We start from the raw sequence: 24,231 nt of genomic DNA, 5'->3' as shown, positions 1-24,231 counted from the left end.
GTTTTTCGTCTACACAAATAACAATGGCGTTCATGGGCGGCGTTAAATACAGCCCGACAATGTCTGCTGATTTTGCAGCAAAATCCTTGTCGGCACTAATGCACCAACTGCGTTGTCTGTTTAAATGAATGCCTTCCTTCTTTAATAATCGCCAGATTGCATCGGTACTACAATTGAGTTCAGTAGCAAGAAGCGGCGCATCCCATCGGGAGTAACCGACTGGTGGTGTTTCACTTATCTTTTTAAGTACAGATTCATTGAAAGCCGCATCATAAATAACTGTACGCCCAGCCTTGGGCTGGTCTTCTAACCCTGACAAGCCTTTTGACTGATACGCCCTACGCCAAAAAATTACTTTATTAGCGTAGGTTCTCAGCTCCTTAGCTATCTCAGAAGGCTGACGGCCTTTACTGCTTTCAATCACAATATAGGCCCGATCATTTTCTTTTCGGGAAATATTTCTACTGCGAATTCTTCTTTCCAGTTCTTGTTGATCCGCTTCCGGAATCGGATATGGCGACACTTTTCTTGACATGCCATAAATATAACACTTTTATTGAATTTAATGAATAATATCTATGCAATTAGACACTAGCTTCGCCCATTGCCTGGTATGCTATGCATTGGTGGTTACAGGAATTCGCTTATAAATCTGACATCAAGTGGTGGACATTTGCAGTAGCGGGTGGACTTGCCGTAGGAATTGCCCTGCTAACCGTAAGTTTTCAAAGTGTCAAAGCCGCGTTGATGAATCCCGTCAAGAGCTTACGTAGCGAATAAGTTTGGGGTTTGCTTATGTTGACCCTCGTTTAGGCGGCTAATAAGTATGGCTGTGTTTATCGTATAAAACGTCAGGTTTAAACGGTGGTTTTTCTCAGACTGAGATCACCTGCTGTTTAGTATTTTCCTTTAAATGTAAGGGAGTTGATTGTCAATAGGATTATTTTAAATTAGACGCTAATTACTTATTATGTACTTTTTAATATTTATTGGATTTTGGAATTAATGGTTGGATGAAGCTTTGCAATTCGGCTCAAAAACGATGCATAACATAAAGTGGCAGCCTGGTCACTTCCAAAATTGTCCATCATCAGGGATGCAAATCACGATGGGTTGCCGGATATTTATGTGTTAATGGCGCAGAAGGTGTTAAGCGGCAAGTTTTTCTCTTTATTTAAATTGTATTTATCACATCTTTAAAAATATTAATGAAAGGTAATTTTGTAATTTGTCTGCTAATCTGGTCGTCAATATCCTGTATTAATTCCTATCATAATTTTCAGCAAAAAGTAGTAGATGATTGTAAACAAGCGTTGTTATTAGCTGACGTCGATCTATTGCAATTCGGGGAAATGAAATTTGGGAAAATTTCTGATGACACCACATTTAATATTAATAGAATAAAAAAGCCATTCGACTTCAAAACTGGTAAAAGCTTTTACGGTGCAATCGAAGTAGATCAAAAAACAGAAAGATATCTCCTCATTGTCACATCAAAAAGAAATGGTGCCAAAGGCGCCATTTATAAGCAGCCGACATTCTTCTTCCCAAAGGTCATCTTGTTGGATAAAGAAAATAACTCCATAAGCAATGATGAGCTTTTAAGGTCGGCTCATACTTACGGTGAGAACAAGTTATCAATATCCTACCTAATTGACGATGACCTAGCCCCAAAAGTTAAACGAGTTATTGTATTTACAGATCCAAATTTGGCTGGTAGGTTAATGTCAGACTATTTTGCACATAACGGGTCGTTTGGCACTGAGCCTCCAATTGTTAGATCCGATTTAGATGGAGAAGCAATGCTTAACGTAGAGGGCCAAATCTCAATAAAAATAAAAGGAAAAAAATAGTATTTTGATTGTGCTTTCCAAAAAAATACTGGGCTATTGTTCTGTTTTGAATTGAAAACAAATCAATGAATATCTGGGAAAATTACCGTCTTTCGGGAATTCCCAGATATATACTAATTGATGCAGAAGGTAAAATGTTGCAAACGCACGCGCCCAGACCCAGTTCTGACAATATTATTTCGGTGCTGAAAGGATATTTAAAAGAAAGCTGAGGCCATATTGCCACTTTGCCTGCCTGCAGGGTATATCTTTTGGGATTTTGCTTATATAGCATAAGTGTATTGGCGTAATTTATGGACCATTGTCGGTTTGTATTTTTCTCGCAAAACGATCAGATGCTGCTGTAAGTGACAGGTTGTCACTTATAGAAAAATTGTCTCAAAAAACGAACTTCTTGATCACTCTAGTTTATTTCTATTTAACAAAGTCATCGTCATGAAAAGAATTTTTTACATCATTGTCTTAATATTTGCTGTTTTGGTTTCCCACGCGCAACCTAAGGCAGGTATTGATTTTACTGCATCTTCTTGGGATGAGACCGTGCGGAATGCGGGCAAAAGTGGAAAACAAATCTTTCTGTATGCACAGACCAAATCTTGCCACTTTTGCCGGCAAATGGAAAAGGAAGCATTCACGGATCCAAGGGTCATTGACTTTTATAACGCTAACTTTATCAGCTTTAAAATAGATAGTGAAGATAAAGGGGCTGGTGAAGCACTTTCTAAACAATATGGAATTATGGGATTTCCTACTTATTTGTATTTTGATAAAGAAGGTGAAAAATCCCATCAAAGTGCTGGATTCAAACCATCTAATGATTTTATTCAGGATGGTAAAAATGCGTCTGATCCCAATACTGCCTTGTTTACATTGCTGTCAAAGTACGATCTGGGCGAAAGGTCTCCGCAGCTATTGTTTAATTTGAGCAGTGTGCTTACCTATTATATGGTGAAAGATAACCCGAAAGAAAAGATTGTACAGGAATACCTAAGCACACGGTCTGCCCAAGAATTGGAGTCAGAAAAAAATCTCAGATTCATTTTTACAAATTTGCTTGACTTCAAAACACCTACTAGCCAGTTTTTTTTGAAATCCCAGGAAAGATTTATTCCTCTGTTTGGAAAGGCCGATGTAGATAAAATGGCTCAGAGAATTATAACTCAAACAGCATTCAAGGCAGGAGGAGAAAATAATTTGGCCTTATTAGGTGAACTGAAAAAAATCGTGGCCACTAGTTTCGCAGATACATCCAAACTCCTGTCCTTAACCCAAATTTATTATTTCGGAGGAAAACGTGATTGGCCTGGTTATGCCAAATCAACTTTGCAGTATGGAAAAACAGTCGGTGCAAATGATTGGCAGACGATGTATGAAACGGGAATTTATTTGAAGCATTTTGCCAAAGATAAAGAAACGCTGAAAATTGGCATCCAGGTTATGGACAGGGTATTAAAATTGCACAAAAACTATGAGCATCTATGCATTTATTCTAATCTTCAAAATAAAGTTGGTAATAAATATTTGGCCCTAAAAGCTGCAAAAGAGGCTGTAAAGATTTCAAAAGCGGAAGGAGAAGACAGCAGTGAGGCAGAGGAACTTATTACTGAGTTAACGGCAATTAAGAAATAGTATTATTATTGAAAGTGTTAATTTCTATTCATCTAAAATTGTCTTTCGACAAGATATATAAATGAAGAACGGCAATCTGATTAAGGGCAATAAAGGTATCGCGATTCTATCAATTTTAGGAGGTGTTACTTTCTTCTATCTGGTCGCTCGGGAATATTTAAATTCAGATTATGACAATGTGAAGGCCGGAGTTGCCTTTTTACTACTTATATTTTCATGTTTCCAAATAATTGGCGGAATATTGACGTATAGAAATGAATTGCCGGGGTTTAAGGTGTTAATTGGTTGTTATGTTGTACAGATCTGTGCCTTTTCAATTGGAGTGTTTTCATATATGATTTCAACGGGCCCTATTCTTTTTGTCAAGTATGATTTTGTAGAGTCAAAGCTAGCTGCGGATGTCGGATTATTTCAAGTGGCGTATCATTTAGATTTTTCCGGACAATACGACTATTTTTCGGTCAATTTGACCACTGTTACCATTATACTTATTTTAATAAAGGAAAGTAAAAAGATTAGGAGAAAAGAGAGCAACTGACATTAATTGTTGGAAATATGGGTAATTCATTTGTTTCAAAAAACGAAGCATATGAAATGAGAATATTGATCCATTCTTAATCGCCGAAAATGTTAGTTGACATCAAAGGCAAATTAATAATCAGAATTTTAGATTCAAAAGGTTCTAAATGTGTTCGAAAATGGATACCCACCGTCAAATGGAAAAATACTCAGAGGCTGATCTACGGCGATACTTCGGTTCAGCAAAAAAGGGTCAAGGGTTAACTAAAACGGTATTATATTTTATGATTGGATTTATATGCCTGTCGTTGATTTCACCTTTCATTCCACCAAAATCTCAACGGGGTAACTGGATATTTTCGAAAAACATTGATGCCTATATTTTAAAAGTTAAAGATTTTCTGTACTTGTATGCTTTAATAGTCCTTTTAATCTCCTTTGTAGCTATGTTGGAGAGCGGCCGCCGGAAGGTCGACAGACTACTGGGCTATAAACTAGTTGCAACTCGAAAAATATCTAGAGTCATACCACTTCCTAACAGAAAGCTACTCATGCTTAATAACTGGATACCGTTTGTATTAAAAGAGAGGCAATTAAATTTTCAAAATGTGAAATCCGGACAGTCTATTCAAACGATAAGAACCGGGACTTTTAGGCTGTTGCAATACAATATTTATGATTAATGACTTTATGATGATCCCGGTACGTAATTAAAACTGAACTATCACAAGCTATGCTATTCAAATAATTCGTCTCAAAAACGACGCATAACTTAAAATGATAGCCTGTCACTTTTGAAATTGTATCAAAAAACGAAAGGTATCGACGGGAAAAGAAAACCATTATTTTTTGAATCTTATAATCAATTAATTCCCGGGAAACCTACGTCCATTTTAGCGGAATATTTTGATAGTTACTCATGCCTAAATATAATTGAAACATCCTTTTGAAAAAGGACCTGTTTTTTCAGTTTTAACATGGGTATTTGCAGTGCAAAAAAATTGGTGAGTAAATCGAGAGCATCGTCAGTGAAAAAAATGACTCACCAGAAATGGGATACTTGATTTTAAATGTGCTTCGAGATAGCAACGCAAATTGTCTCAATTTTTGACATATGTCAACGTTCACAGACAGTCAATTTATTTTTATGGCAACGCATCCTGGGTTTGCAGCAATATTATTTTACGATTTTGAATGCGTTGGGCGAGTAATCTTTTACGCTGTTCCCATTGTGCAAGGATATTGTGGAGTGCGGCCTTATTTTTATCCGTAAGGTTAGAAAATGAGTTACTTCTTAAAATGTTTATGCCGTCGACATAATCCTGGTGATCATTCAATAGATCTGTAAATTCTTTTAATCCTTTTTCATCCGTAATTCCGACAGTCTTTAAACGCTTCGGCAAGGCAAAAGAAAATAAGTTTGCATTGTACAGGATATCCTTAAGGTCTTTTTTGACGGAATGCAATTTCCTATCTGAGATAACTGTTTGTGCGAGCACCGATCTTACTGCTTTGGCTTTTCTTCGGATAAATTTTCTCACGATTTTGTTCGATACTCTTTGCGGAGCTCTCCTGGTAATTGACTTGATTGCCTTAGGAAAGTCAACCTTTGAGACGACTTTGTCCAACTGTTGTGTAAGCGGTTGAATACTTTTTATGAGCTCAAAGAGATAACGGTTGCGCTTATTGAGATGCGGTAATACCGAGGAATAATAGAGCTGAAACTTGCGGACTTTTCCTGCTTTGTTGTAGATGTCTCTAAGAGCAGCAGGTATTTTTATTGTTTTTTTAGCGTGTTTTGTGTGACAGAGCCGGAGGATGGCCCTCATTTTCTTATAGGCTACGCGGAATTGATGAATGGCCTCCATGTTGTCTTCGGAACGAGGAATCATGGCTGCATTTTTTTTCAGGCGCTCCAATGCTCTTCTTATTTTCAGTTTCTTGCGCTTCATCTCCAGTTCCGGGGAAATAGTTCATGATGTGCCGGGTAAGGCTAAGTGATGCTACAAGCCTCCATCCTCTATAACATGTATAAACGGATTATCGTTAAAGCATCTGCTATAAGAAATCTGTATTGTAGTGGTCACAGATACCGAAATCTCCAATCTCTATCTCCGCCTGCTTAAATTTATAGCTCTTTCTATTCGTGGCCGATTGTATCGTTGAAGGAAAATTGGGTAAAGGTTTAGTAAGATATTTAATATTAGTAGCCACAAAGATTTGAGAGCTCCGAATTTCAACGCTACGAAAACATTAAATCCCAGCACGATAACCAAGATAATTACGTGACCTAGTTCAGATTTTTTCGTTTGATAATGTAAATTCATCAAAACGCTGGTGTTTTTTTCTATTGGGTTAGATTTTTTACTCAGTTTTTCCCAACCAGTCCAAACCAATAATTTTCTGAAAAAATTTATTCCAAGAGGTTCGTATATTTTTCCTCTCCGTTCCCAGCCCTTTTCATCATAGTAAGAAGAAGTAAGCTGGCTTTTTAGCGTTTCAGTAAAAGCAAGCACACAAAACATCAACAGGAAGTTCAGCGCCCAAGCGAATGAAAAACCGTCCATTCTAATGTAATGAACCAACGCACAAATGGAACCAATTGTAAGTGTCGTGATTAAAACTAAAATTAAATTTTTTCTCATAGTCTATCGTCCTGGAAAAACCTCACAAAGATTTTATTTGTGATTTATGCAACTTATTAATCGTTTTGGGAGATTTTGTCTATCACCATATTGCCCAGCAGAAACGATAGCAACAACTGCTTCAGATTCGAAAATTTATATTCCTTTTTGTTCAATTCCTCAATCAATTGAATAAGCTGACCAGCAGTTCGGTCTAGCCTGTCAAGCCTCTATACCACAAGAGTGTCCCCGGATCGGGCATATTTCAATAATTCATTCAAACGTGGTTTTTCTGACTTGCCCTCTGAAACCTTATCGTGAAAACCTTCAATTCCTGTCTTGGAAGAAGCATCCAGTTGCAAATCTAAATTTCGCTCCTGTGCGCGTACGCTTGCCTATCCAATTTCCATAGTAAAAATACACGGTTCTTAACTTGTATAAATTTAGTGTAATTTGTTTTCGTGTACAAAATATTTGGACTAGGGAAAGACGCAAAAGGAAGAATATTTTGAATAACCCTACGGTCCAACTTAACCTCCGATTTTTATTTACGAGGTATGATATAAAGTGGATACCTATTAAGTCTTCTGATCAACCAGCCTTGCAAGTAAGTCATCTCTGAAGGTAGCCGATAACGAGAGTACATGATCGGCCAGCGTGATCTGATGTCTTTCGATCTTGTCGATTTTGGATATAGATATGACATAAGATTTATGGATCCGCATGAATGCTTCCCGTGGTAATTTTTCCAATATCTCTCCAAGTTTCATTCGGGTTAAAACCTGTCGGTCGGATGTGTGAAAAGTAAGGTAATTTCCATCGGCTTCAATGTAAAGCAATGCGTCGAGATCAATGCGTGCCCAGTCGTAACCGGTTTTGACAAAAATATAATCGTATGACTTCGCCTCATTGGTGGTGCTCGAAATTTTTGCAGCAGCCCGGTCAATAGCTTGCAGGAAACGGCTAAGGCCAATAGGTTTCAGTAAATAATCCGTCGCGGCGAGGTCAAATCCCGCAACGGCATGTTGCGGGTGGGCGGTAGTAAACACAATATGTACCGATGGCGAAAGCATCCGGGCCATTTCCAGACCAGACAAATCGGGCATCTGGATGTCAAGAAATATTAAGTCGACAGTGTTATTTTTGACAAAAGCAAGTGCTTCCATTCCGCTGGCAAAAGCGCCCAGGACAGTTAGGCCAGGAACTTTACTTGCATGCGCTAGCAAAACGCTAAGACCGAAAGGTTCATCGTCTACGCAAATACAACGAATATGTGCCAGATCTTTTTTCATAGCAACTGCTCGATTTGCTTGTATAAAGCTTCCCTTTCGGAGGGCCGTTTTGCATGGATGGTAACGATATTGCCCAACTTGTCCACTAATATATACGATGGAAATATAAGATTACCTTGTTGGGAATAAATCTTGCGCAAATGTTCCACCAGATTTTTACCCGCCAGAATGTGGTATCCCGTCAAATGATAGAATGCAATCATTTCCTGCCATTTCTTCTCAGGATTCGGCCGGTGCTCAACGGCGATGTATGTAAAATCCACCGGCTTATCCTTAAAACGATCTTTCAGTGCCTGATTGAAGGGAAACTCCTGTCTGCATGGACCACACCAGGTTCCCCACATGTCGATGAAAATCACTCGTCCTTTATGATTCGCTATTACTGAATCAAGCGTAGGAACGGTACGCGAATCCTGTACAAAATGAATGCCTTTTGATTCCAGTTTTGTTTCAGCCAGACTTTCCAGGTAGGGTTTCATTTTTTTTTCAACCTGAGACCTGTACGGACTTTCCGGAAAGCGTTTCACAAAATCCTGATATGCTTCCTGCTGATATTCAAGGTCGCCCGCGTTGATCCCTTTAATTAAAAATGAAGCTATGGCATATTCCTGTGCACGGCCCGTAAACCCATATTGCAAAGCAGCATGTTCCCAGTATCGCTCTCCTTTTTGCCGTACTTCCAGATTGACTTCCGCGAAAGGCTTCTTGAAAACCGCTTCTGCAATTCGGGCAAACTCCTCTTTATTGGAAGCAAGATGCTGGAGATAGCGCGGGTAATAGCTGACCATGATTTGGTAATGGTAACTGTTTAGCGCACTAACATTTGAAAGCACAACGACTTCATGTGCCGTTTTCAGTGTTTGCCGCCATTCCTTTTGCTCATAGCGTGAATTGTGACGCGAAGTCCATACATTATTTTTCCAGATCAGGTCCCAGAGTTTACTTACCGCGAAATATTCAATATCGGCCCTGGTCATGCGTAAAAATGTTGTTGTTATTTTACTGTCGTTCAATTGTGACAATGCAGAGTGCTGCGCTTTTCTTAGTTCAATAAGAATTTGTCCTGGCGCAGTCAGGGTATCGTTCCAAGTCTGTTTGCCAAGACTATTGGTTGTTAGACCTAATTTCTGCCGAAACTGATTTTCCCTGCCTAGGCTACCTCCGAATCGAACTGTTTTCAGAGAATCGTCTGTGTCAATCACTAGTGTTTTACCTTGTTCGGCATACAGCTGCAGACGCCGCCCTGCATGGATCATAAAAATGATCTGTGGTTTCTCTACCGCCAATCGAATTGAAAATTTCCCTTTCTTATCTGGCACCACTTCCACAGCATTGGCTGTGTGTAACCAGCAATCGAAGGGCACATTGAAGACCAATGCTTTTCCTGATTGGGGAGGTGAGATTTTTCCGGATACTGTCATTTGGGCGTGCGAAGTGGTGAACGCTGCGAGTGCGGCGCACAAAAAGAGTAGTCTCATAAGTGAAAGCTGGGTTAGTGTAGACGAATATGCAGCTGGACATTGTACCGACCAGCTACCTCACCGAAAGTCAGCGAGTGCCTGTCGGGGTAAATGAGTTGAAGACGTTTTTGTGTAGTTTGAATACCTGTGCCTAGTCCATCCTGATCCGGCCTCGGCGGAAATAAACTGTTTTGAATGCTCAGGTCGAGCGAATGCTCCCGAACAGTCAATTGTAGTTTTATAAAACTGTCCTGCTCGATTCTGATTCCATATTTGAAGGCATTTTCAATAAATGGAACCAAAAGGAACGGTGCAATGTGTGCAGGAAGTCCATCGTAGTCAAGATCGGTTTGCACCCGGATCGTATCCCGCCCAGGCAGTCGTAATTGCTGCAAATGGAGATAATCTTTCAGAAAACTCAATTCTTGTGAAACCGGTGTAAAATCCTGCTGCGCTTCGGTGACCGTATAGCGCATGATATTAGACAGTTGCTCAATGCATCGAGCGGTTTTGTCCGCATTTTCGGCGAGTGCTGTTCCATATAGTGTATTTAAGGTGTTAAAGAAAAAATGCGGGTTAATTTGCGCCTTCAGTGTGGTGAGTTCTGCCTGGACTTGCTGCATTTGACGATGGGCTTTATTTACACGCTGATGCACAAAATCCCTGAACAACGCGTAACAAAAACTGTAAACTGCAAAGGCTATCGAAGGTCCCCACAGAGCATTGAGCTCTCCTCCAAATTTCCACTGATTATAGGCTGCAAGCAGGAGCACAAAACAGGCAGAAAAAAGACAGGTACCTACAATAAAATACTTGAATGGCTCTTTCTTAAAAATATAATGGTAACTGAATTCGACGATGAATGTACCCGCCAAAATCACCAGCCAGACGGTCTGATAATAGTTGTGATTAGCAAATCGCTGCCAGTGCGTAACCGCGGAGCCATCGGTATTGAACAGGTGGACGCCGTTGGTGTTGACTTCATACCAGTAGACAAGCGCGTCGTTAAGTTCGGCGCCCACCCAGATAAGAAGCGCGTGCAGAAGCCATTGTTGCCAAATTGCCAGACGTGGAGATTGCATGAATTGAAAGATGATCATATCCAAAACAAGCATAATTCTTTTTACCCCGCAACAAAGAGTGACAAGTAACCCATAGTTTGGGACGAAATACCCATTTTATGACCAATTTGGTTGGTGCCTAAGAGTATTTGATTTTGAAACTTAATCGCTTTTTCGGGCTCTTAAATGGACGTTTCGTGAGATCTGTCTATTTTTTCAGAGGTCGCGACTTTTGACTAATTTTCAAGTTCTAGTCTCATTTGCTAATTTTAACTCCGTTACAGATTATAATCGAACATCATGTAATCCTCATATCTAAAAAAATATACTTCTCAGTGAAATGAAAATTAACATTAGAAAAGAAAGTCCTGACGATTATCTTTCGGTTTTTAACTTGGTTGAAAGAGCTTTCAGAGATGAAAAATACAGCGACCATCAGGAACATTTTTTAGTCGAGCGGTTAAGGGCGTCCAAAGCCTTTGTACCTGGATTATCTTTGGTATATGTGCTAGAAAAGAAGATTGTTGGTTATATCTTGCTCACAGAAATAAATATTAAAAATTCCGAAGATGAAATCGGATCTTTAGCACTGGCTCCTGTGGCAGTCCTTCCCGAATTTCAGGGCAAGGGGATTGGAGGGGAACTCATTGAAGCTGCGCACCAAAGTGCGAGAGACTTGGGCTATCAATCGGTTGTACTGTTGGGGCACGACAAATACTATCCAAGATTTGGCTATCGTCTTGCTGACAAATTCGGTATATCTTTACCCTTCGATGTTCCAAAGGAAAACTGTATGGTAATTGAATTACAGCCTAATGCCTTGAAACATGTCCATGGTGATGTGGTTTATCCAAAAGAATTTTATCAATAGTCTCATCTCTGGAACGCAATAGACAAAAGTGCGCCTTCTGCTCATGAAAAGGATGATGACGGGAATCAACTGTACAACGAAGATGCTGCATTGGATGGAGAGAGAAACAAAATGGGAAATTGGGCCACTTAGAAGTATGCCCAGCAATGACGACATCATAAATACACTTTCTTCAAGAGCCAATTCAAGTGCTATGCACCCGTCATAGATATTTTGAATTGGCATGGGGGCAATACTACTACATGGAATAATCTCTATAATAATAAAACAAATTTCCTATGAAAATACAGAGCATTTCAATTTTACTCGTATTCTCTTTTTTTGTTTACAGCCTCACATATCGACCGTTCTTTCGGACCTTTTCTGAGACAATCATCTTAAACGTCTTTTGAGTATATTGCAAATAATACTTCAATGAAAGGTTAAACCCATCATTGGGCATTTTGTATTGGGCTTGGATCAATCGGGGAGTTCGCACAACTTTATGACAATAAAAACGCATAGACGGAAATCTAATTTAATTAAGACTACGAAAATGACAAAGAACAAATTACTAAGAATGGACAATGTCAGCATCGTTGTAGAATCACTTGATGATGCTATTTCGTTTTTCTCGGAGATAGGCTTAAAGCTCGAAGGGCGGGGGACTGTGGAAGGAGAATGGGCTGGCCGGGTTACCGGACTAGGTTCTCAGTGCGTAGAGATTGCGATGATGGTTACTCCGGATGGGTACAGTCGACTCGAACTTTCGAAATTTATCACACCGCCTACCATATCAGATCACCGGACTGCGCCTGTGAATGCCCTCGGTTATCTGCGTGTCATGTTTACCGTCGAAGACATCGACGAAATGGTATCCAGATTAACCAGGCATGGTGCCCAACTCGTTGGGGAAGTGGTTCAGTATGAGAACGCCTATAGGCTTTGCTACATTCGCGGAACCGAAGGACTTCTTGTAGGACTGGCAGAAGAAATTGGTAATAAAGGAGTAAGAACCAGTGCATAACAGGGTTGCCTGCTGCACAACTTACAATAAATCGGGTCAAGATATTTGAGTTGGGAGCCCAGGTTTAATGGTCCACATTATGGATCGGGTGAATAGTTTTCAACTTTCCCAAACGTTCGTTCACATTTGTCATACTCTCTTTCGCATGGTCGAGATGGTGCAGCATCTCTTTTTTTGCTTGCTCAAAATTTCGGCTGATCAGTGCATCCAAAATATTGACGTGATGATGCAACACGCTTTCAATTTTGACCCGGTCATAGCCAATTTGCCAGAGATGAAAAATAACCAGCGTAAAGGCAGCATTATACGATGCTTCTATAAACCTGTTGTGTGCAGCTCCTATAATGGTGGTATGGAAATCCCACTCGATACTTCTCATATCTTGAATACTTATGATATGCTGCCCTAATAGTTTCTGGTGCCTTTTTTTTAATAAAAGGAGCTTTTTCCAGAGCTGGTCATCGTCAGAAATTGTCTGCATTGACGAGATTGCGTAACCTTCAAAAAGTATCCGTATCGCCGCAATTTCTTCGATCAATGCGGTTGAAAACTCAATAACTTCCCATTTTTGATGCGGATGTTTTTTTATGATACCACTCTGAGCGATTTTGAATAGGGCTTCCCTCGTTATCACCGTATTCGTATTGAATTCCCTCGCCAGTTCAAGTTCCGAAAAACGGTCCCCTGGTCTTAGTTGATAGGACGACAGTTTTTCAAGGATTAATTTTTCAACTTTGTCCGATTTTGATTTTTCATAATCTTCTGTTGAAAAATAATCGATCGCATTGGGTAGGCGTAGTAAGATTTTATTGCTGCCGTCTTGCCTTGCAATGCCATTATTACAGAGTATTTCCAAAAGCTTTTGTGCAGTAGTTCTACTGATAGCCAGATTTTTGCAAATAATGGCAATTGGTGGAAGTCCACACGGAATTTCCTGGATATTGCTGAGGATATCCAGTAGTTTGTTGTAAGAGGCAATGATAAGTTTGCTATGTTCCACTGGCATTGTAGCAAGTTAATGTAGGTATCCGTTTTTTCTGTTAAAAAATTAATTTAAGTCAACCAGGCTTGATGATACAAGGTCGTGGTATAAATATAATTGCATTTTTATAATTTAAATTTACAATATGTATTTTTATTTATAAATAATCATTACAATTGTGTTTTGTTAAGGTAAAATATCAATTAATCAAAATGAAAAGATTCGAAGATCAGGTTGCGGTCATTACTGGCAGCGCCGACGGATTAGGCAAAGCTGTGGCCTTTCGTATTGCGTCGGAAGGAGGTCATGTCGTTTTGTTTGACCGTAATAGTGAACTACTTGAAAGAACAGTACAGGAATTTAATGAAAGCGGAATGTCGGCGAAGGGTTATCCAGTAGACGTATCAAGCGAAGATGATGTAAAAACAGCAATGCAGAAGGTAGAAACCATACACGGAAGACTTGATATCATGGTTAATGCCGCAGGGATTGTAGGCCCAACCAACACAAAGATCACAGATTATTCAGTGGAGGACTATGACCACATATACCGTGTAAACCTGCGGGGATCTTTTTTGATGACGAAATATGCTGTATCGATTATGGAAAAACACAATTATGGCAGGATTGTCCTGATCGCTTCAATTGCCGGAAAAGAAGGAAACCCGGGTATGGCGGGTTATTCATCCACTAAAGCGGGCGTGATAGGTCTCGTAAAAGGCATAGGTAAGGAATATGCAGATACCGGGATTACTGTAAACGGACTGGCTCCGGCTGTTATCCGCACAGCCATGAATGAGAATACGAATCCTGCGCAGCTGGCCTACATGATCGCCAAAATACCGATGAAACGCCTCGGTACAGTGGAGGAAGTAGCCTCTTTGACTTCCTGGATCGTATCAAAAGAAGCCAGTTTTACCACCGGCTTTATATTTGACCTCTCGGGAGGAAGGGCTACTTACTAGTTTGAGCGTGAAATTGGCTCAGTGACGCCGTTTCCGAGATTTTCAGATAAATGAATAGTAGTAAAGTATTGAATTGAAACTTTTCTTTATGAACAATCTGACTAACCCACATCATGTCATATGACCCGCTCCATAAACTTAAAGAGGCCGAGCTCTGGCAATCCTTCAAAAATGGCGACAGGGAAGCTTTTGTATTGATTTACAGGTCATATTTTAAAACAATGACGAATTACGGATCTCGGTTTACATCCAGTCCGCAGTTGCTGGAAGATGCGGTGCAGGATCTTTTTGTTTCGCTATGGAGGCGTCGCGACATGCTCGGAAACCTGGGGCACGTTGAAAGTCCCAAATTCTACCTGATGCGGTCGCTGCGGAACCAGCTGATCCGGAATTCCCGCCATGACGTATTTGAGCAGGCAGAGGATATTGATGATTTTCTGGATCATCTGGTATCCATATCATCGGAACAGCAAACTATTGACCAGGAAATTGTACTGGACCAGACCCAGAAAATCCGCATGGCCATTACCAATCTCAGTCCCCGGCAGCAAGAGGTGATCAATCTGCGCTTTTACCATGGGATGAGCCTTGATCAGATGGCGCAAATCATGGGGATCAATAAGCAGGTGGCCAGCAATATGCTTTTTAAAGCATATACCGTTTTAAGGCTTACACTTAAAGCACTTTCATTTCTGGTGATTGGGTCCAGGTTTATCAGTTGACAGCCCTGGTAGGGTTAGCAAAATATTTTTTAAAATATTTTGCCTTTTTGTGTTAATCCGGTGAAAAACGTGTCTCTGTATGTATATAGGGAATCTGTTCTTCTGTCAAAATGGATAATAACGAATTTAGGTTACCGGATTTTTTAAATAATGATTCCTTCGTGCAGTGGGTATTGTTTCGCACAGAGGACGGGCACTGGCAGCAGGTACAGGCAGATTATCCGGGCATCAAACCGGTGATGAAACAGGCACGGGAGATAATCATGCAGCTCCGCGCCGAAGAGGAAGAAGCAGTATCTGTTGACGAAGAAAAAGTGCTGGACCGGATTTTGGCAAAAATAGAAAGCAGCGAAAATGTTTTTGGAATCCCTCCGGAAAAACGAAGTTCCATGACGTGGCTGAAATGGGCGGCAGTTGTTTTGTTTTTTCTGGGTACCGGCTGGTTTTTGATCAATAAAAACCTGATGCAGGCCATCAATTACAATGAATTGGTAGCCAGGGCCGCAGAGCAAAATACGCTGATCGAAAAGATTAACTCGACGGATGTTCCGATGCGGATCGCGTTTGAAGACGGTACGGTGGTAACATTGAAAAAGAATAGCAGGTTGAGCTATCCTGTTCATTTCAAGGAAGATATTCGCGAGGTATTCCTGAGTGGCGAGGCGTTTTTTGAGGTCGCCAAAAATCCAAAGAAACCGTTTTTTGTTTATGCCAATGAAGTGGTAACCCGGGTTTTAGGCACTAGTTTTGATATCAAGGCTTTTGATGGAGAACGGCAGGTACGGGTCAATGTTCGGACCGGGCAGGTGTCGGTTTATAATCAGAAAAGGATCAGCCTGGTAAATGAGGAAGTGAAAGGGCTGGTATTGTCGCCCAACCAGCAGGCCGTGTTCGACCGAAAAAATGAAAGTCTTTCAAAACATCTTTCGGACGATCCTATACCATTGCTGGCGGAGGCCGGTGACGTGAAAAAGCTCTTTGACGATATTCCGGTTTCGCAAATTTTTCAGGAATTGGAAGCGCTGTACGGTATCCGGATCATTTACAATAAGGAAATTTTATCGAATTGCATTATCAGTACCAGGTTTGGTCACGATTCACTGAACGACAAGCTTGACGTGATCTGTCAGACGATCGGTGCCACCCACAAGGAGATTGACGCACAGATTATTATTGAATCCGCGGGCTGCCAGTAATAGTCTGTTCGTTCTAACTTTCTAAACCATACCGCCTATGCAGCAACCAGCTCCGTCGGGGAGCAACAAAAAAAGGGAAAGGATGCGACAACATCCCTTCCCGCCGACCACAGCCGCAAAGGCCGATGGTAATTAATTTTTGTCTTTTGGGGAACAAAAACAATCAAAAGTATGACAAATTCTTATACTAAAAAAGAGGTTTTCAGGATTATGAAGATCACTTCGTTTCAGTTCATTATGGTATGCATCCTGGCCGGGAATGGCCTGGCCTGGTCGGCTTCGTCCCAGGAGCTGTTAAAAGAGCGGGTAACACTCTCGATCCGGGATGGTAACCTGAAATCCTTTCTCAGGACATTGGAAAAGCAGGTTGATATTACTTTTTCCTATCAGAAGGATGTGATCATGACCGAGGGCAGGCTCAATCTCGAATTCAGAAATGAAACCGTAGATGAAGTGCTGCGGCAAGTGCTGACGCCAAGACGTATACAATATAAGGTTATCAGGAACAACCAGGTAATACTAAGCCGGAAACCATCGGCTGGGAGCGAAGCGGAATCTTCGGGCCGGGATAGCGGAAAAGAAGAAAGTGTCCGTATACCAGCCGAAACTTATGCCGACAGGATTATCAGCGGCAAGGTAAAAGCCGTCACGGGGGAGGGACTGCCAGGGGTGAGCATCATCATTAAAGGTACCAACAGGGGGATGACCACGGACGTAGAGGGAAACTACCAGATCGCTGTTCCGGAAAGTACGCCTGTTTTGATATTTAGTTTTGTGGGATATGAAAGCCAGGAGATCGATGCAGGAAGCATGACCAAGCTGGATGTCGTATTGGCAGCTGATATCAAGGCATTGGGGGAAGTGGTCGTCGTAGGATATGGTACGCAGAAAAAAACATCGGTAACGGCAGCCGTTTCAACATTAAAAGGCAATCAGGTCGCAACTGCTCCCATTGCCAATCTCAGTAACGGTTTGGGCGGCAGGGTAGCAGGGGTAATTGTAAAACAAGGCTCTGGTGAACCGGGCCGCGACGGATCGAGCATTTTCATTCGGGGGATTTCATCTACCGGAAATAACCAGCCGCTGCTGATCGTGGACGGTATCCCGAGGAATTTTCAGCAGCTGGACCCCAATACCATTGAATCGTTTACGATCCTAAAGGATGCCGCAGCGGTGGCTCCTTACGGGGTGGCCGGGGCCAATGGAGTAGTTCTGGTAACAACCAAAAGAGGGAAAACAGGTGCTCCTGCACTGACCTACAATGGTTATATCGGATTTCAGAACCCGACGGTGCTGCCCAAGTACGCAGATTCGTTTCAGGAGGCCACGCTGAAAAACGCAGCCGCAAGAAACGCAGGACTGCCGATTCCTTATTCGGATTATGCATTGCAGAAATTCAAGGACGGGTCGGACCCCGATGCATTTCCCAACCATGATGTTTTTAATAAAATCGTTGAAAAAAATGCGGTGATCACGACACATAACATCGAGCTTTCGGGTGGGGGCGAAAAAATCCGTTACTATACGAGTCTTGGTTACCAGCATCAGGAAGGTATGTGGAAGACCACGAGGAATAACAGGTACAATTTATCCGTAAACCTGGATGCCCAGGCCACCAAAACCACAAAGGTCTCCCTCGGGATCAACGGTATCATCCAGAATGCCAAGTACCCGCCATCTGACCAAAGCGGTGGAACGACGGGTCGTACGGGGCGGATTTTTGAGCTTGCGGGCTTCGCTCAGATCGGATATGGCCCGCTGGTGTATAGCAATGGAATGTATGGAAGCCACATTATGCCCGCCATTTTTGCCAGTGGTTACGAAAAAAACAACACGACTTCACTCTATACACAATTAACCGTCGAGCAGGAAGTGCGCTTTATCAAGGGGCTTATGCTGAAAGGTACCATCGCTTTTGATCCGACATACAATGAATCAAAGCTATGGAAAACACCCTTAAGCCTTGCCACCATTGACACAACAAAACGACCTTATGTAATCACTGACGGGATATTCGGGGACGTAAAACCGTCGCTCGCCCAGAATTACAACCGCACGCAGCAGCTTACCTATCAGGCAAGTATCAATTATACAAGATCATTTGGCAGAAACAATATCGGTTTGCTGGGGGTATTTGAAGCAAAGGCCAACGACGCGGTCAATTTCGGTGCAAGCCGGAGAAACTACAATCTTACCATCGATGAAATTAATATGGGAAGTTCCAGCCAGGCCGATATTGGTACGAGTGGATCTTCTGTGTCGGGCAGGCAGATGGGACTGGTTTACAGGGCTACTTATGATTATGCCGACAAGTATCTTTTCGAAGCCAGCGGTCGTTACGACGGTAGCTATTACTTTTCTCCGGATAATCGGTTCGGTTTTTTTCCAGCTTTCTCGGTCGGCTACCGTATCTCAGAGGAGGCTTTCCTGAAAGACAATGTCAAATGGCTGGACAATCTGAAACTGCGCGGATCGTACGGAGAGGTAGGCGCGCTGGCGGGAAGTGCATTCCAGTATCTGAGTACGTATAATGTGCTGGGTACAGCCTATGTGTTGGGCAACAATGCGGTACAGGGCATCAGCGAACGTGCAGAACCCAATGTTAATATCACCTGGGAAAGAGCTAAGAAAACGGATATCGGTCTGGAAGCTACTTTATGGAAAGGGCTGCTGAACCTTGAAATCGATTATTTCTATGAAAAGCGGTCCAATATGCTGGTCAATCCGGATGTGATCGTGCCGAAGGAATATGGGGTAGGGCTGAGCCAGGTAAATGCAGGCATCATGGACAATCGTGGATTTGATTTGTCGTTGAGTTCCAATTACAAGATATCCGGCGATCTGCATATTTCCCTGGGAGGTAATTTAACTTATGCCAAAAACAAATTGCTGAAGGTTTTCGAAACACCGGTTACCTACGACAATCCCAACCGGCGCGTGACCGGCAGGCCGCTGGGAACGCAGTTTGGATTTCAGTCACTGGGCTATTTTCAGACGAGTGATTTTAATGAGGCAGGAAACCTGAAAGCGGGTATTGCCAGTCAGCCATGGGGGAAAGTATTCCCGGGCGATATCCGGTATGCTGACCAGAACGGGGATGGGGTGATCAACGACAATGATCTCACGGCCATAGGCGATGCAAATGCTTCTCCGCGGATCATTTACGGGGTCATGCCGTCCATCAGATACAAAGGGCTTTCGCTGGACCTGTTGTTTCAGGGCTCGGCCCGTACCAACTGGTACTATCATCCTTCCTCGATCATGCCGTTCTGGAATGGGATGAAACCCTACGAGCAGAACATGGATTACTGGACACCCGAGAATCCGAACGCTAAAAACCCCCGGCTTACCACGGCACCTACGACCAACAATTCACAGGTTTCTTCATTCTGGATGGGCAACGCGGCTTATCTCCGGCTGAAAACGATGACGCTGGCATACTCGCTTCCTGCAAGTCTGATTGAAAAGGTAAAAATGCAGAACGCCAGGATATATATATCAGGACAGAACATGATTACCTGGACAAAGCTGGTCAATTATGACCCGGAACTGGGCTCAAACAATTCGTATGTTGCGAATAGCGGCTGGACGTATCCGCAGCAAAAAGTGGTGTCAGTTGGTGTTAATGTTACATTTTAATTCTAATCCCTGATCATGAAAATATTTGCAACAAAGCTCAAAAGCACGGTAGCATCTGTCTTGATGGTAACCAGCCTGTTTTCCTGCGGTACTTTTTTGGATGTTGTTCCCAAAGACCAGGTTTCGGACGACGTATTGTGGAAAAGTGCGGAGAACGCGGATTTGTTCCTCAATAATATTTATGCCGGCCTGCCGGGACCGTTCAACAGCGGGGACCCGCTGGAAAATTTTTCAGACAATGCGATCAATGGAATTTCCGGCCGTTACAGCTCGAATGTATATGCCAATTCAAATTATACTCCCAGCAACAGCCCTAGCCAGTGGTCGCACTTTGATAACATCCGCAAGTGCAATGTGTTCATCCAAAAAGTGACCGCTTCGGCCTTGTCGGACAGTTGGAAAAAAGTGAGGCTGGGGGAAGCCAGGTTTTTGCGTGCATACTATTATAGTTTGCTTGGTATGCATCACGGAGGTGTGCCCGTCATTACCGACGTACTCAACCAGAACTCACAGGGTGAAGCTATTTTCAGAGCCAGGAATACTTTTGAGGAAACCATGAAATTCATCACGGACGAATGTACTGCCGTGGCTGGGGACTTGCCCGTTACAGCTCAGTCGGGACGTGTGACCAAAGGCGCGGCCCTGGCGTTGAAAGGATGGTGCGAGCTTTTTTCAGCCAGTCCGTTGTACAATCCCACTGGTGACAAGGCCAGGTGGAAACTGGCTGCGGAAACCAATAAAAAGGTGATTGATCTGGGTATTTACAAGTTATTCCCTAGCTACGGAACGCTGTTTTTGGAAGCCAACAATAACAATGCCGAAGTGATCTTCGATAAAGCTTATCTGGGCGGAACCTCGCTGGGTAATGCTAAAACTTCCAATTATGGCCCCACGTTTGTGGACGGTACCGCCCGTGGTTTTGCAGGGTCCAATCCCACGCAGGAGCTGGTAGATGAATATGCGATGGAAAATGGTTTGCCTATTTCCGACCCCAAATCTGGCTATGATCCGCAGAACCCCTATGTGAACAGAGAAAAACGGTTTTATGACGATATTATTTATGATGGTGCCGAATGGTTGGGTTTCAAAATCATGATGAGAAAAGGTGTAGGTAGCAAGAATGAGACGGATCTGAGTGACAACAATGAAGCTACAAATTCAGGATATTACTGGCGAAAAGGGGTAGACCCCAAGTATGCCACGGTCGGAAACAACCAGAACAGCGCGCATTATATGATTTTTCGCTATGCCGAAATATTGCTCAGCTATGCTGAGGCGCAGAACGAGGCAGTCGGGCCGGACGCGTCTGTTTATGCGGCCATCAACCAGGTTAGAGCCAGGGTTAGCCTGCCTTCAGTTGCTGACGGACTAAGCCAGGAGCAGATGCGCGATGTAATTTACCGGGAAAGAAGGGTGGAGCTTGCCTGCGAAGAAAAGCGTTGGTATGATCTGATCCGGCTGAAACAGGCTGAAACGAAACTGAACGGACATCTGAATGCGATCTTGATCGCCGAAGAAAAAGGAAAATGGGTTTATAAAAAAGTACCTGCTGCTAACGGCGCAAGAACATTTTTTGCCAACAAAAATTACGTCTATCCCATCCCGCAGTCGGCCATTGATACCAATCCGAAATTGGTCCAGAACCCCAACTATTAACCCTTTCAAAAGGGAATTCTTATCAGTAAATTTCAGCTTATGAATCACAAACGGACGTTTTTTATCATCAGTTTTTTGCTTGCGGTTGGGGTGTCAAATGCCTTTTCCCAGAAAGCAGCCCAGGTCAGGATTGAATGGAAAGATGGTACTTCGGTATCAGGTGCTGTTCATTTACAGCATGGCACCCTGACCAAAATCGGACTGTCGGCCGGAAAAGGGAAGGTAAAGGGCAATACTTTCCAGTTTACATCACCAGGCCCAGCCAGCGTGCAGATAGGTATCGATAGTGTCGGGAACCAGTACGGGACTGGGGGCACGGTTGTTTCAATCAAAACCGCTAAAAACCCTTTTTCGTTTTTCCTTCGGGATGTGAGCTCCGGGTCACCGATCTTTCTGCCCGATTATGGGGTAGCGGTGCTGAATGTTACGGATAAAAGGTCTTATCAGGATGTTGAAACCGAAATACTTTCCCGAAAGTTGCGGACCAAGATCCAGCGTATCGAAACGGAAAATGAAGTTTCATTTTCTTCCGTTGAGAAGACCGTACGGAATATGACGGTACCTACCTGGCTGGGTACGAGCAGGGATTTCAGGATTTTCGAGATTTCCGAAAGCTTGTCTGATGGGGCCAGAGGAGAAGCCAATATCATTTCACCCAAACTTTCGTCCACTCCGCTGCGGATACCCGAAACAAAAAATGAAACCGTAAACTACCTCTATACTTTCGGCCGCGGAGTAGGGGTGAAGGAGAATATCAAACGCAGACTGGAACAGGGGACTTTACCCATTTTAAATTCTACTTTGACCGACGATGATGTGGTTTACAATTCTACCACTTTCGTATCACTGGAAAAATCACCTATCTCCGGGCAGAAAGGGACGGATTTTATGGTGGCCGACAAGTATAGCGGCGGCCACATGTTTACCAAAGAACAGGAGGAATTGTTGAAAACCAGGACTGAAAAAGCACTGAATCCGGATGAGGAAACCGTTTTGCTTTTCAGATCTGAGGTCGAGAATACCGGCTCGGTACCTCGTTATGCGTGGTTTAAAACGCCACGCCCAGGCACGGGCTGGTGGCATAAATCACCATACAGCTTTGATGAAAAAACGGGCTTTTCAGCTTATTCGGAAGACAGGGTGTTTTGTATTTCCAAACTGAACGGAAAGCCGCTTCCCAACGAGGAAATTTCGGTTTTGCTGAAACCCGGTGAAAAAGTACTGTTTGAATTTTTTATCCCGCACAGTCCGGTTTCCAGGACGCGTGCCGTGCAGCTGGCAGCTCAGAATTTCGACCACCGCTATGCAGAAAGCAAGGATTTCTGGCTCGCGAAGCTGGGTAAAGCGGCACAAATACATGTTCCGGAAAAACGTATCGAAGAAATGATCCAGGCCGGACTATTACACCTCGATCTGATCACTTTTGGCAATGAACCCAACGCAACTTTAGCCCCCAATATTGGTGTGTACTCGCCTATTGGGACGGAAAGTGCGCCAATTATTCAGTTTTACGCCTCCATGGGCTGGAACGATATCGCAAAAAGATCACTGGACTACTTCCTGGATAAGCAGCACGAAGACGGTTTTATTCAGAATTTCGGCGGGTATATGGTGGAAACCGGCGCCGCGTTGTGGAGTATGGGTGAGTATTTCAGGTATACCAATGACAAGGAATGGGTTGGGAGCGTAAAAACGAAACTCATCAAATCCTGCGATTTCCTCATCGCCTGGCGCAACCGTAACAAAAAAGAAGAGCTGCGGGGAAGAGGTTATGGTATGATCGAAGGCAAAGTAGCTGATCCGGAAGATCATTTTCACCAGTTTATGCTCAATGGTTATGCTTACCTCGGAATGAGCCGCATAGCGGAAATGCTGGCCAGTATTGATCCTTCCCAATCTGAAAGGATCAAAAAGGAAGCCGAGGCATGGAAAAGAGATATCCGCGAATCGTTTTTTAATTCCATGGCCCTTTCACCGGTAGTACCGCTGGGAGACGGAACCTGGTGCCCTACTGCGCCGCCCTGGACGGAGGCCAGTGGTTTGAGAGGCATGTTCCAGAAACGCGAAACTTTCTGGTCGCATGGTACTTTTACGGCGCCAGATGCCATGCTTGGTCCTATGTACCTTGTTTTTTGCGAAGTGCTGGAACCCGACGAGCCGGCTTCTAAAATGCTTCTGGATTATCACAGCGAGCTTTTTTACCAGGAAAATTCAGCTTTTAGTCAGCCCTATTATAGCCGTCACAACTGGATGCAGGCGAAGCTCGGCATGACAAAACCTTTTCTGAGTACCTATTACAATACTTTTGCCGCGCTCGCCGACCGGGATACCTACACATTCTGGGAGCATTTGTACAAAGTAAGTCCGCACAAAACGCATGAAGAGGCCTGGTTTCTGATGGAAACGCGCTGGATGCTGTATTTCGAAGAGGGGCAGACCCTTAAACTGTTCAATACCATGCCGCGTAAATGGTTGGGACAGGGTAAAAAGGTAGAGCTGAATAACGTCAGGAGCTATTTCGGTCCGGTGACTGCGGACGTAATTTCACAGGTGGACAAAGGTTATATCACCGCCAAAGTGAGCTGCACGGATGTCCGCAAACCGAAAGAAGTTTTGATACGTATACCGCACCCGGACAATAAAAAACCGTTGAAGGTGACGGGCGGCGTGTACGACGAAAAAACGGAAACGGTGTCCGTTAAATCCTTTACGGGCCAGGCAGAAATCCGACTGGAATACTGATTAAAGCATATTGT

General features: G+C 43.0%; 18 protein-coding genes and 2 pseudogenes. 13 read left to right on the top strand and 7 right to left on the bottom strand.

The annotated features are described in order from the left end of the window. Positions 1–535, bottom strand: a pseudogene (locus RB622_RS13870) (IS630 family transposase); the annotation flags it as partial. Between the two features lie 56 nt (positions 536–591). Here RB622_RS13870 and RB622_RS13865 point away from each other — a divergent pair. The 5 genes and pseudogenes from RB622_RS13865 to RB622_RS13845 all read left to right on the top strand — a co-directional run. Then, positions 592–780 (top strand): annotated as a pseudogene (locus RB622_RS13865) (ABC transporter permease); the annotation flags it as partial. A gap of 428 nt (positions 781–1,208) precedes the next feature. Continuing rightward, positions 1,209–1,853, top strand: coding sequence for a hypothetical protein (locus RB622_RS13860; protein WP_308047160.1), 645 nt, complete (start codon positions 1,209–1,211; stop codon positions 1,851–1,853). Between the two features lie 435 nt (positions 1,854–2,288). Then, a complete protein-coding gene (locus RB622_RS13855) occupies positions 2,289–3,482 on the top strand; it encodes a thioredoxin fold domain-containing protein (RefSeq protein ID WP_308047159.1) in 1,194 nt (397 codons plus the stop codon). A 61-nt stretch (positions 3,483–3,543) separates the two neighbouring features. After that, positions 3,544–4,020: a hypothetical protein gene (locus RB622_RS13850; protein ID WP_308047158.1), complete on the top strand. Its 477-nt coding sequence runs from the start codon at positions 3,544–3,546 to the stop codon at positions 4,018–4,020. A gap of 160 nt (positions 4,021–4,180) precedes the next feature. Further along, entirely contained in the window at positions 4,181–4,684 is a 504-nt protein-coding gene (locus RB622_RS13845) for a hypothetical protein (protein WP_308047157.1), read from the top strand. A 462-nt stretch (positions 4,685–5,146) separates the two neighbouring features. Here the strand turns inward: RB622_RS13845 and RB622_RS13840 are convergent, their stop codons facing one another. The 5 genes from RB622_RS13840 to RB622_RS13820 all read right to left on the bottom strand — a co-directional run bounded on the left by RB622_RS13840 (position 5,147) and on the right by RB622_RS13820 (position 10,477). Beyond that, positions 5,147–5,953: a CHAD domain-containing protein gene (locus RB622_RS13840; protein WP_308047156.1), complete on the bottom strand. Its 807-nt coding sequence runs from the start codon at positions 5,951–5,953 to the stop codon at positions 5,147–5,149. A gap of 156 nt (positions 5,954–6,109) precedes the next feature. Then, on the bottom strand, positions 6,110–6,646 hold the full coding sequence (locus RB622_RS13835) for a hypothetical protein (RefSeq protein WP_308047155.1): 537 nt from the start codon (positions 6,644–6,646) through the stop codon (positions 6,110–6,112). A 557-nt stretch (positions 6,647–7,203) separates the two neighbouring features. Then, positions 7,204–7,917 (bottom strand): LytTR family DNA-binding domain-containing protein, encoded by a 714-nt coding sequence (locus RB622_RS13830; protein WP_308047154.1) that lies wholly within the window; start codon positions 7,915–7,917, stop codon positions 7,204–7,206. Next, complete coding sequence (locus tag RB622_RS13825; protein ID WP_308047153.1) at positions 7,914–9,395, bottom strand: TlpA disulfide reductase family protein; 1,482 nt, start codon at positions 9,393–9,395, stop codon at positions 7,914–7,916. The genes RB622_RS13830 and RB622_RS13825 overlap by 4 nt, the downstream gene beginning before the upstream one ends. Positions 9,396–9,409: 14 nt before the next feature. Continuing rightward, positions 9,410–10,477 (bottom strand): histidine kinase, encoded by a 1,068-nt coding sequence (locus RB622_RS13820; protein ID WP_308047152.1) that lies wholly within the window; start codon positions 10,475–10,477, stop codon positions 9,410–9,412. Between the two features lie 301 nt (positions 10,478–10,778). On the opposite strand from RB622_RS13820, the gene RB622_RS13815 reads away from it, so the two are divergent. Further along, the gene (locus RB622_RS13815; protein ID WP_308047151.1) at positions 10,779–11,309 is read left to right on the top strand and encodes an N-acetyltransferase; all 531 of its coding nucleotides are present in this window, start codon (positions 10,779–10,781) and stop codon (positions 11,307–11,309) included. Positions 11,310–11,844: 535 nt separating this feature from the next. Further along, entirely contained in the window at positions 11,845–12,315 is a 471-nt protein-coding gene (locus RB622_RS13810) for a VOC family protein (RefSeq protein ID WP_308047150.1), read from the top strand. A gap of 64 nt (positions 12,316–12,379) precedes the next feature. Here the strand turns inward: RB622_RS13810 and RB622_RS13805 are convergent, their stop codons facing one another. After that, positions 12,380–13,321, bottom strand: coding sequence for a GntR family transcriptional regulator (locus tag RB622_RS13805; RefSeq protein WP_308047149.1), 942 nt, complete (start codon positions 13,319–13,321; stop codon positions 12,380–12,382). A 188-nt stretch (positions 13,322–13,509) separates the two neighbouring features. On the opposite strand from RB622_RS13805, the gene RB622_RS13800 reads away from it, so the two are divergent. The 6 genes from RB622_RS13800 (at position 13,510) to RB622_RS13775 (ending at position 24,217) form a co-directional block, all read left to right on the top strand. Further along, a complete protein-coding gene (locus RB622_RS13800; protein WP_308047148.1) occupies positions 13,510–14,262 on the top strand; it encodes an SDR family NAD(P)-dependent oxidoreductase in 753 nt (250 codons plus the stop codon). A gap of 113 nt (positions 14,263–14,375) precedes the next feature. Then, complete coding sequence (locus tag RB622_RS13795; RefSeq protein WP_308047147.1) at positions 14,376–14,984, top strand: sigma-70 family RNA polymerase sigma factor; 609 nt, start codon at positions 14,376–14,378, stop codon at positions 14,982–14,984. A gap of 110 nt (positions 14,985–15,094) precedes the next feature. Continuing rightward, the gene (locus RB622_RS13790) at positions 15,095–16,180 is read left to right on the top strand and encodes a FecR family protein (RefSeq protein ID WP_308047146.1); all 1,086 of its coding nucleotides are present in this window, start codon (positions 15,095–15,097) and stop codon (positions 16,178–16,180) included. Positions 16,181–16,351: 171 nt separating this feature from the next. Further along, positions 16,352–19,819, top strand: coding sequence for a TonB-dependent receptor (locus RB622_RS13785; protein ID WP_308047145.1), 3,468 nt, complete (start codon positions 16,352–16,354; stop codon positions 19,817–19,819). 15 nt (positions 19,820–19,834) lie between these two features. Then, a complete protein-coding gene (locus RB622_RS13780; RefSeq protein ID WP_308047144.1) occupies positions 19,835–21,475 on the top strand; it encodes a RagB/SusD family nutrient uptake outer membrane protein in 1,641 nt (546 codons plus the stop codon). A gap of 39 nt (positions 21,476–21,514) precedes the next feature. Continuing rightward, entirely contained in the window at positions 21,515–24,217 is a 2,703-nt protein-coding gene (locus tag RB622_RS13775; protein ID WP_308047143.1) for a hypothetical protein, read from the top strand. Positions 24,218–24,231 lie beyond the last annotated feature (14 nt).

It is taken from the genome of Dyadobacter sp. LHD-138, assembly GCF_030929615.1.
Classification (GTDB): Bacteria; Bacteroidota; Bacteroidia; order Cytophagales; family Spirosomataceae; genus Dyadobacter.
This window is presented reverse-complemented; position numbering and strand designations above follow the sequence as displayed.

Excerpts from the sequence above, each read along its gene's own strand:
- RB622_RS13785 (WP_308047145.1), top strand. The coding sequence starts at position 16,352 with ATGACAAATTCTTATACTAAAAAAGAGGTTTTCAGGATTATGAAGATC.
- RB622_RS13775 (WP_308047143.1), top strand. The coding sequence starts at position 21,515 with ATGAATCACAAACGGACGTTTTTTATCATCAGTTTTTTGCTTGCGGTT.
- RB622_RS13815 (WP_308047151.1), top strand. The coding sequence starts at position 10,779 with ATGAAAATTAACATTAGAAAAGAAAGTCCTGACGATTATCTTTCGGTT.
- RB622_RS13860 (WP_308047160.1), top strand. The coding sequence starts at position 1,209 with ATGAAAGGTAATTTTGTAATTTGTCTGCTAATCTGGTCGTCAATATCC.
- RB622_RS13795 (WP_308047147.1), top strand. The coding sequence starts at position 14,376 with ATGTCATATGACCCGCTCCATAAACTTAAAGAGGCCGAGCTCTGGCAA.
- RB622_RS13820 (WP_308047152.1), bottom strand. The coding sequence starts at position 10,477 with ATGATCATCTTTCAATTCATGCAATCTCCACGTCTGGCAATTTGGCAA.
- RB622_RS13780 (WP_308047144.1), top strand. The coding sequence starts at position 19,835 with ATGAAAATATTTGCAACAAAGCTCAAAAGCACGGTAGCATCTGTCTTG.
- RB622_RS13800 (WP_308047148.1), top strand. The coding sequence starts at position 13,510 with ATGAAAAGATTCGAAGATCAGGTTGCGGTCATTACTGGCAGCGCCGAC.
- RB622_RS13835 (WP_308047155.1), bottom strand. The coding sequence starts at position 6,646 with ATGAGAAAAAATTTAATTTTAGTTTTAATCACGACACTTACAATTGGT.
- RB622_RS13825 (WP_308047153.1), bottom strand. The coding sequence starts at position 9,395 with ATGAGACTACTCTTTTTGTGCGCCGCACTCGCAGCGTTCACCACTTCG.
- RB622_RS13855 (WP_308047159.1), top strand. The coding sequence starts at position 2,289 with ATGAAAAGAATTTTTTACATCATTGTCTTAATATTTGCTGTTTTGGTT.
- RB622_RS13840 (WP_308047156.1), bottom strand. The coding sequence starts at position 5,953 with ATGAAGCGCAAGAAACTGAAAATAAGAAGAGCATTGGAGCGCCTGAAA.
- RB622_RS13805 (WP_308047149.1), bottom strand. The coding sequence starts at position 13,321 with ATGCCAGTGGAACATAGCAAACTTATCATTGCCTCTTACAACAAACTA.
- RB622_RS13830 (WP_308047154.1), bottom strand. The coding sequence starts at position 7,917 with ATGAAAAAAGATCTGGCACATATTCGTTGTATTTGCGTAGACGATGAA.
- RB622_RS13850 (WP_308047158.1), top strand. The coding sequence starts at position 3,544 with ATGAAGAACGGCAATCTGATTAAGGGCAATAAAGGTATCGCGATTCTA.
- RB622_RS13810 (WP_308047150.1), top strand. The coding sequence starts at position 11,845 with ATGACAAAGAACAAATTACTAAGAATGGACAATGTCAGCATCGTTGTA.
- RB622_RS13845 (WP_308047157.1), top strand. The coding sequence starts at position 4,181 with ATGGATACCCACCGTCAAATGGAAAAATACTCAGAGGCTGATCTACGG.
- RB622_RS13790 (WP_308047146.1), top strand. The coding sequence starts at position 15,095 with ATGGATAATAACGAATTTAGGTTACCGGATTTTTTAAATAATGATTCC.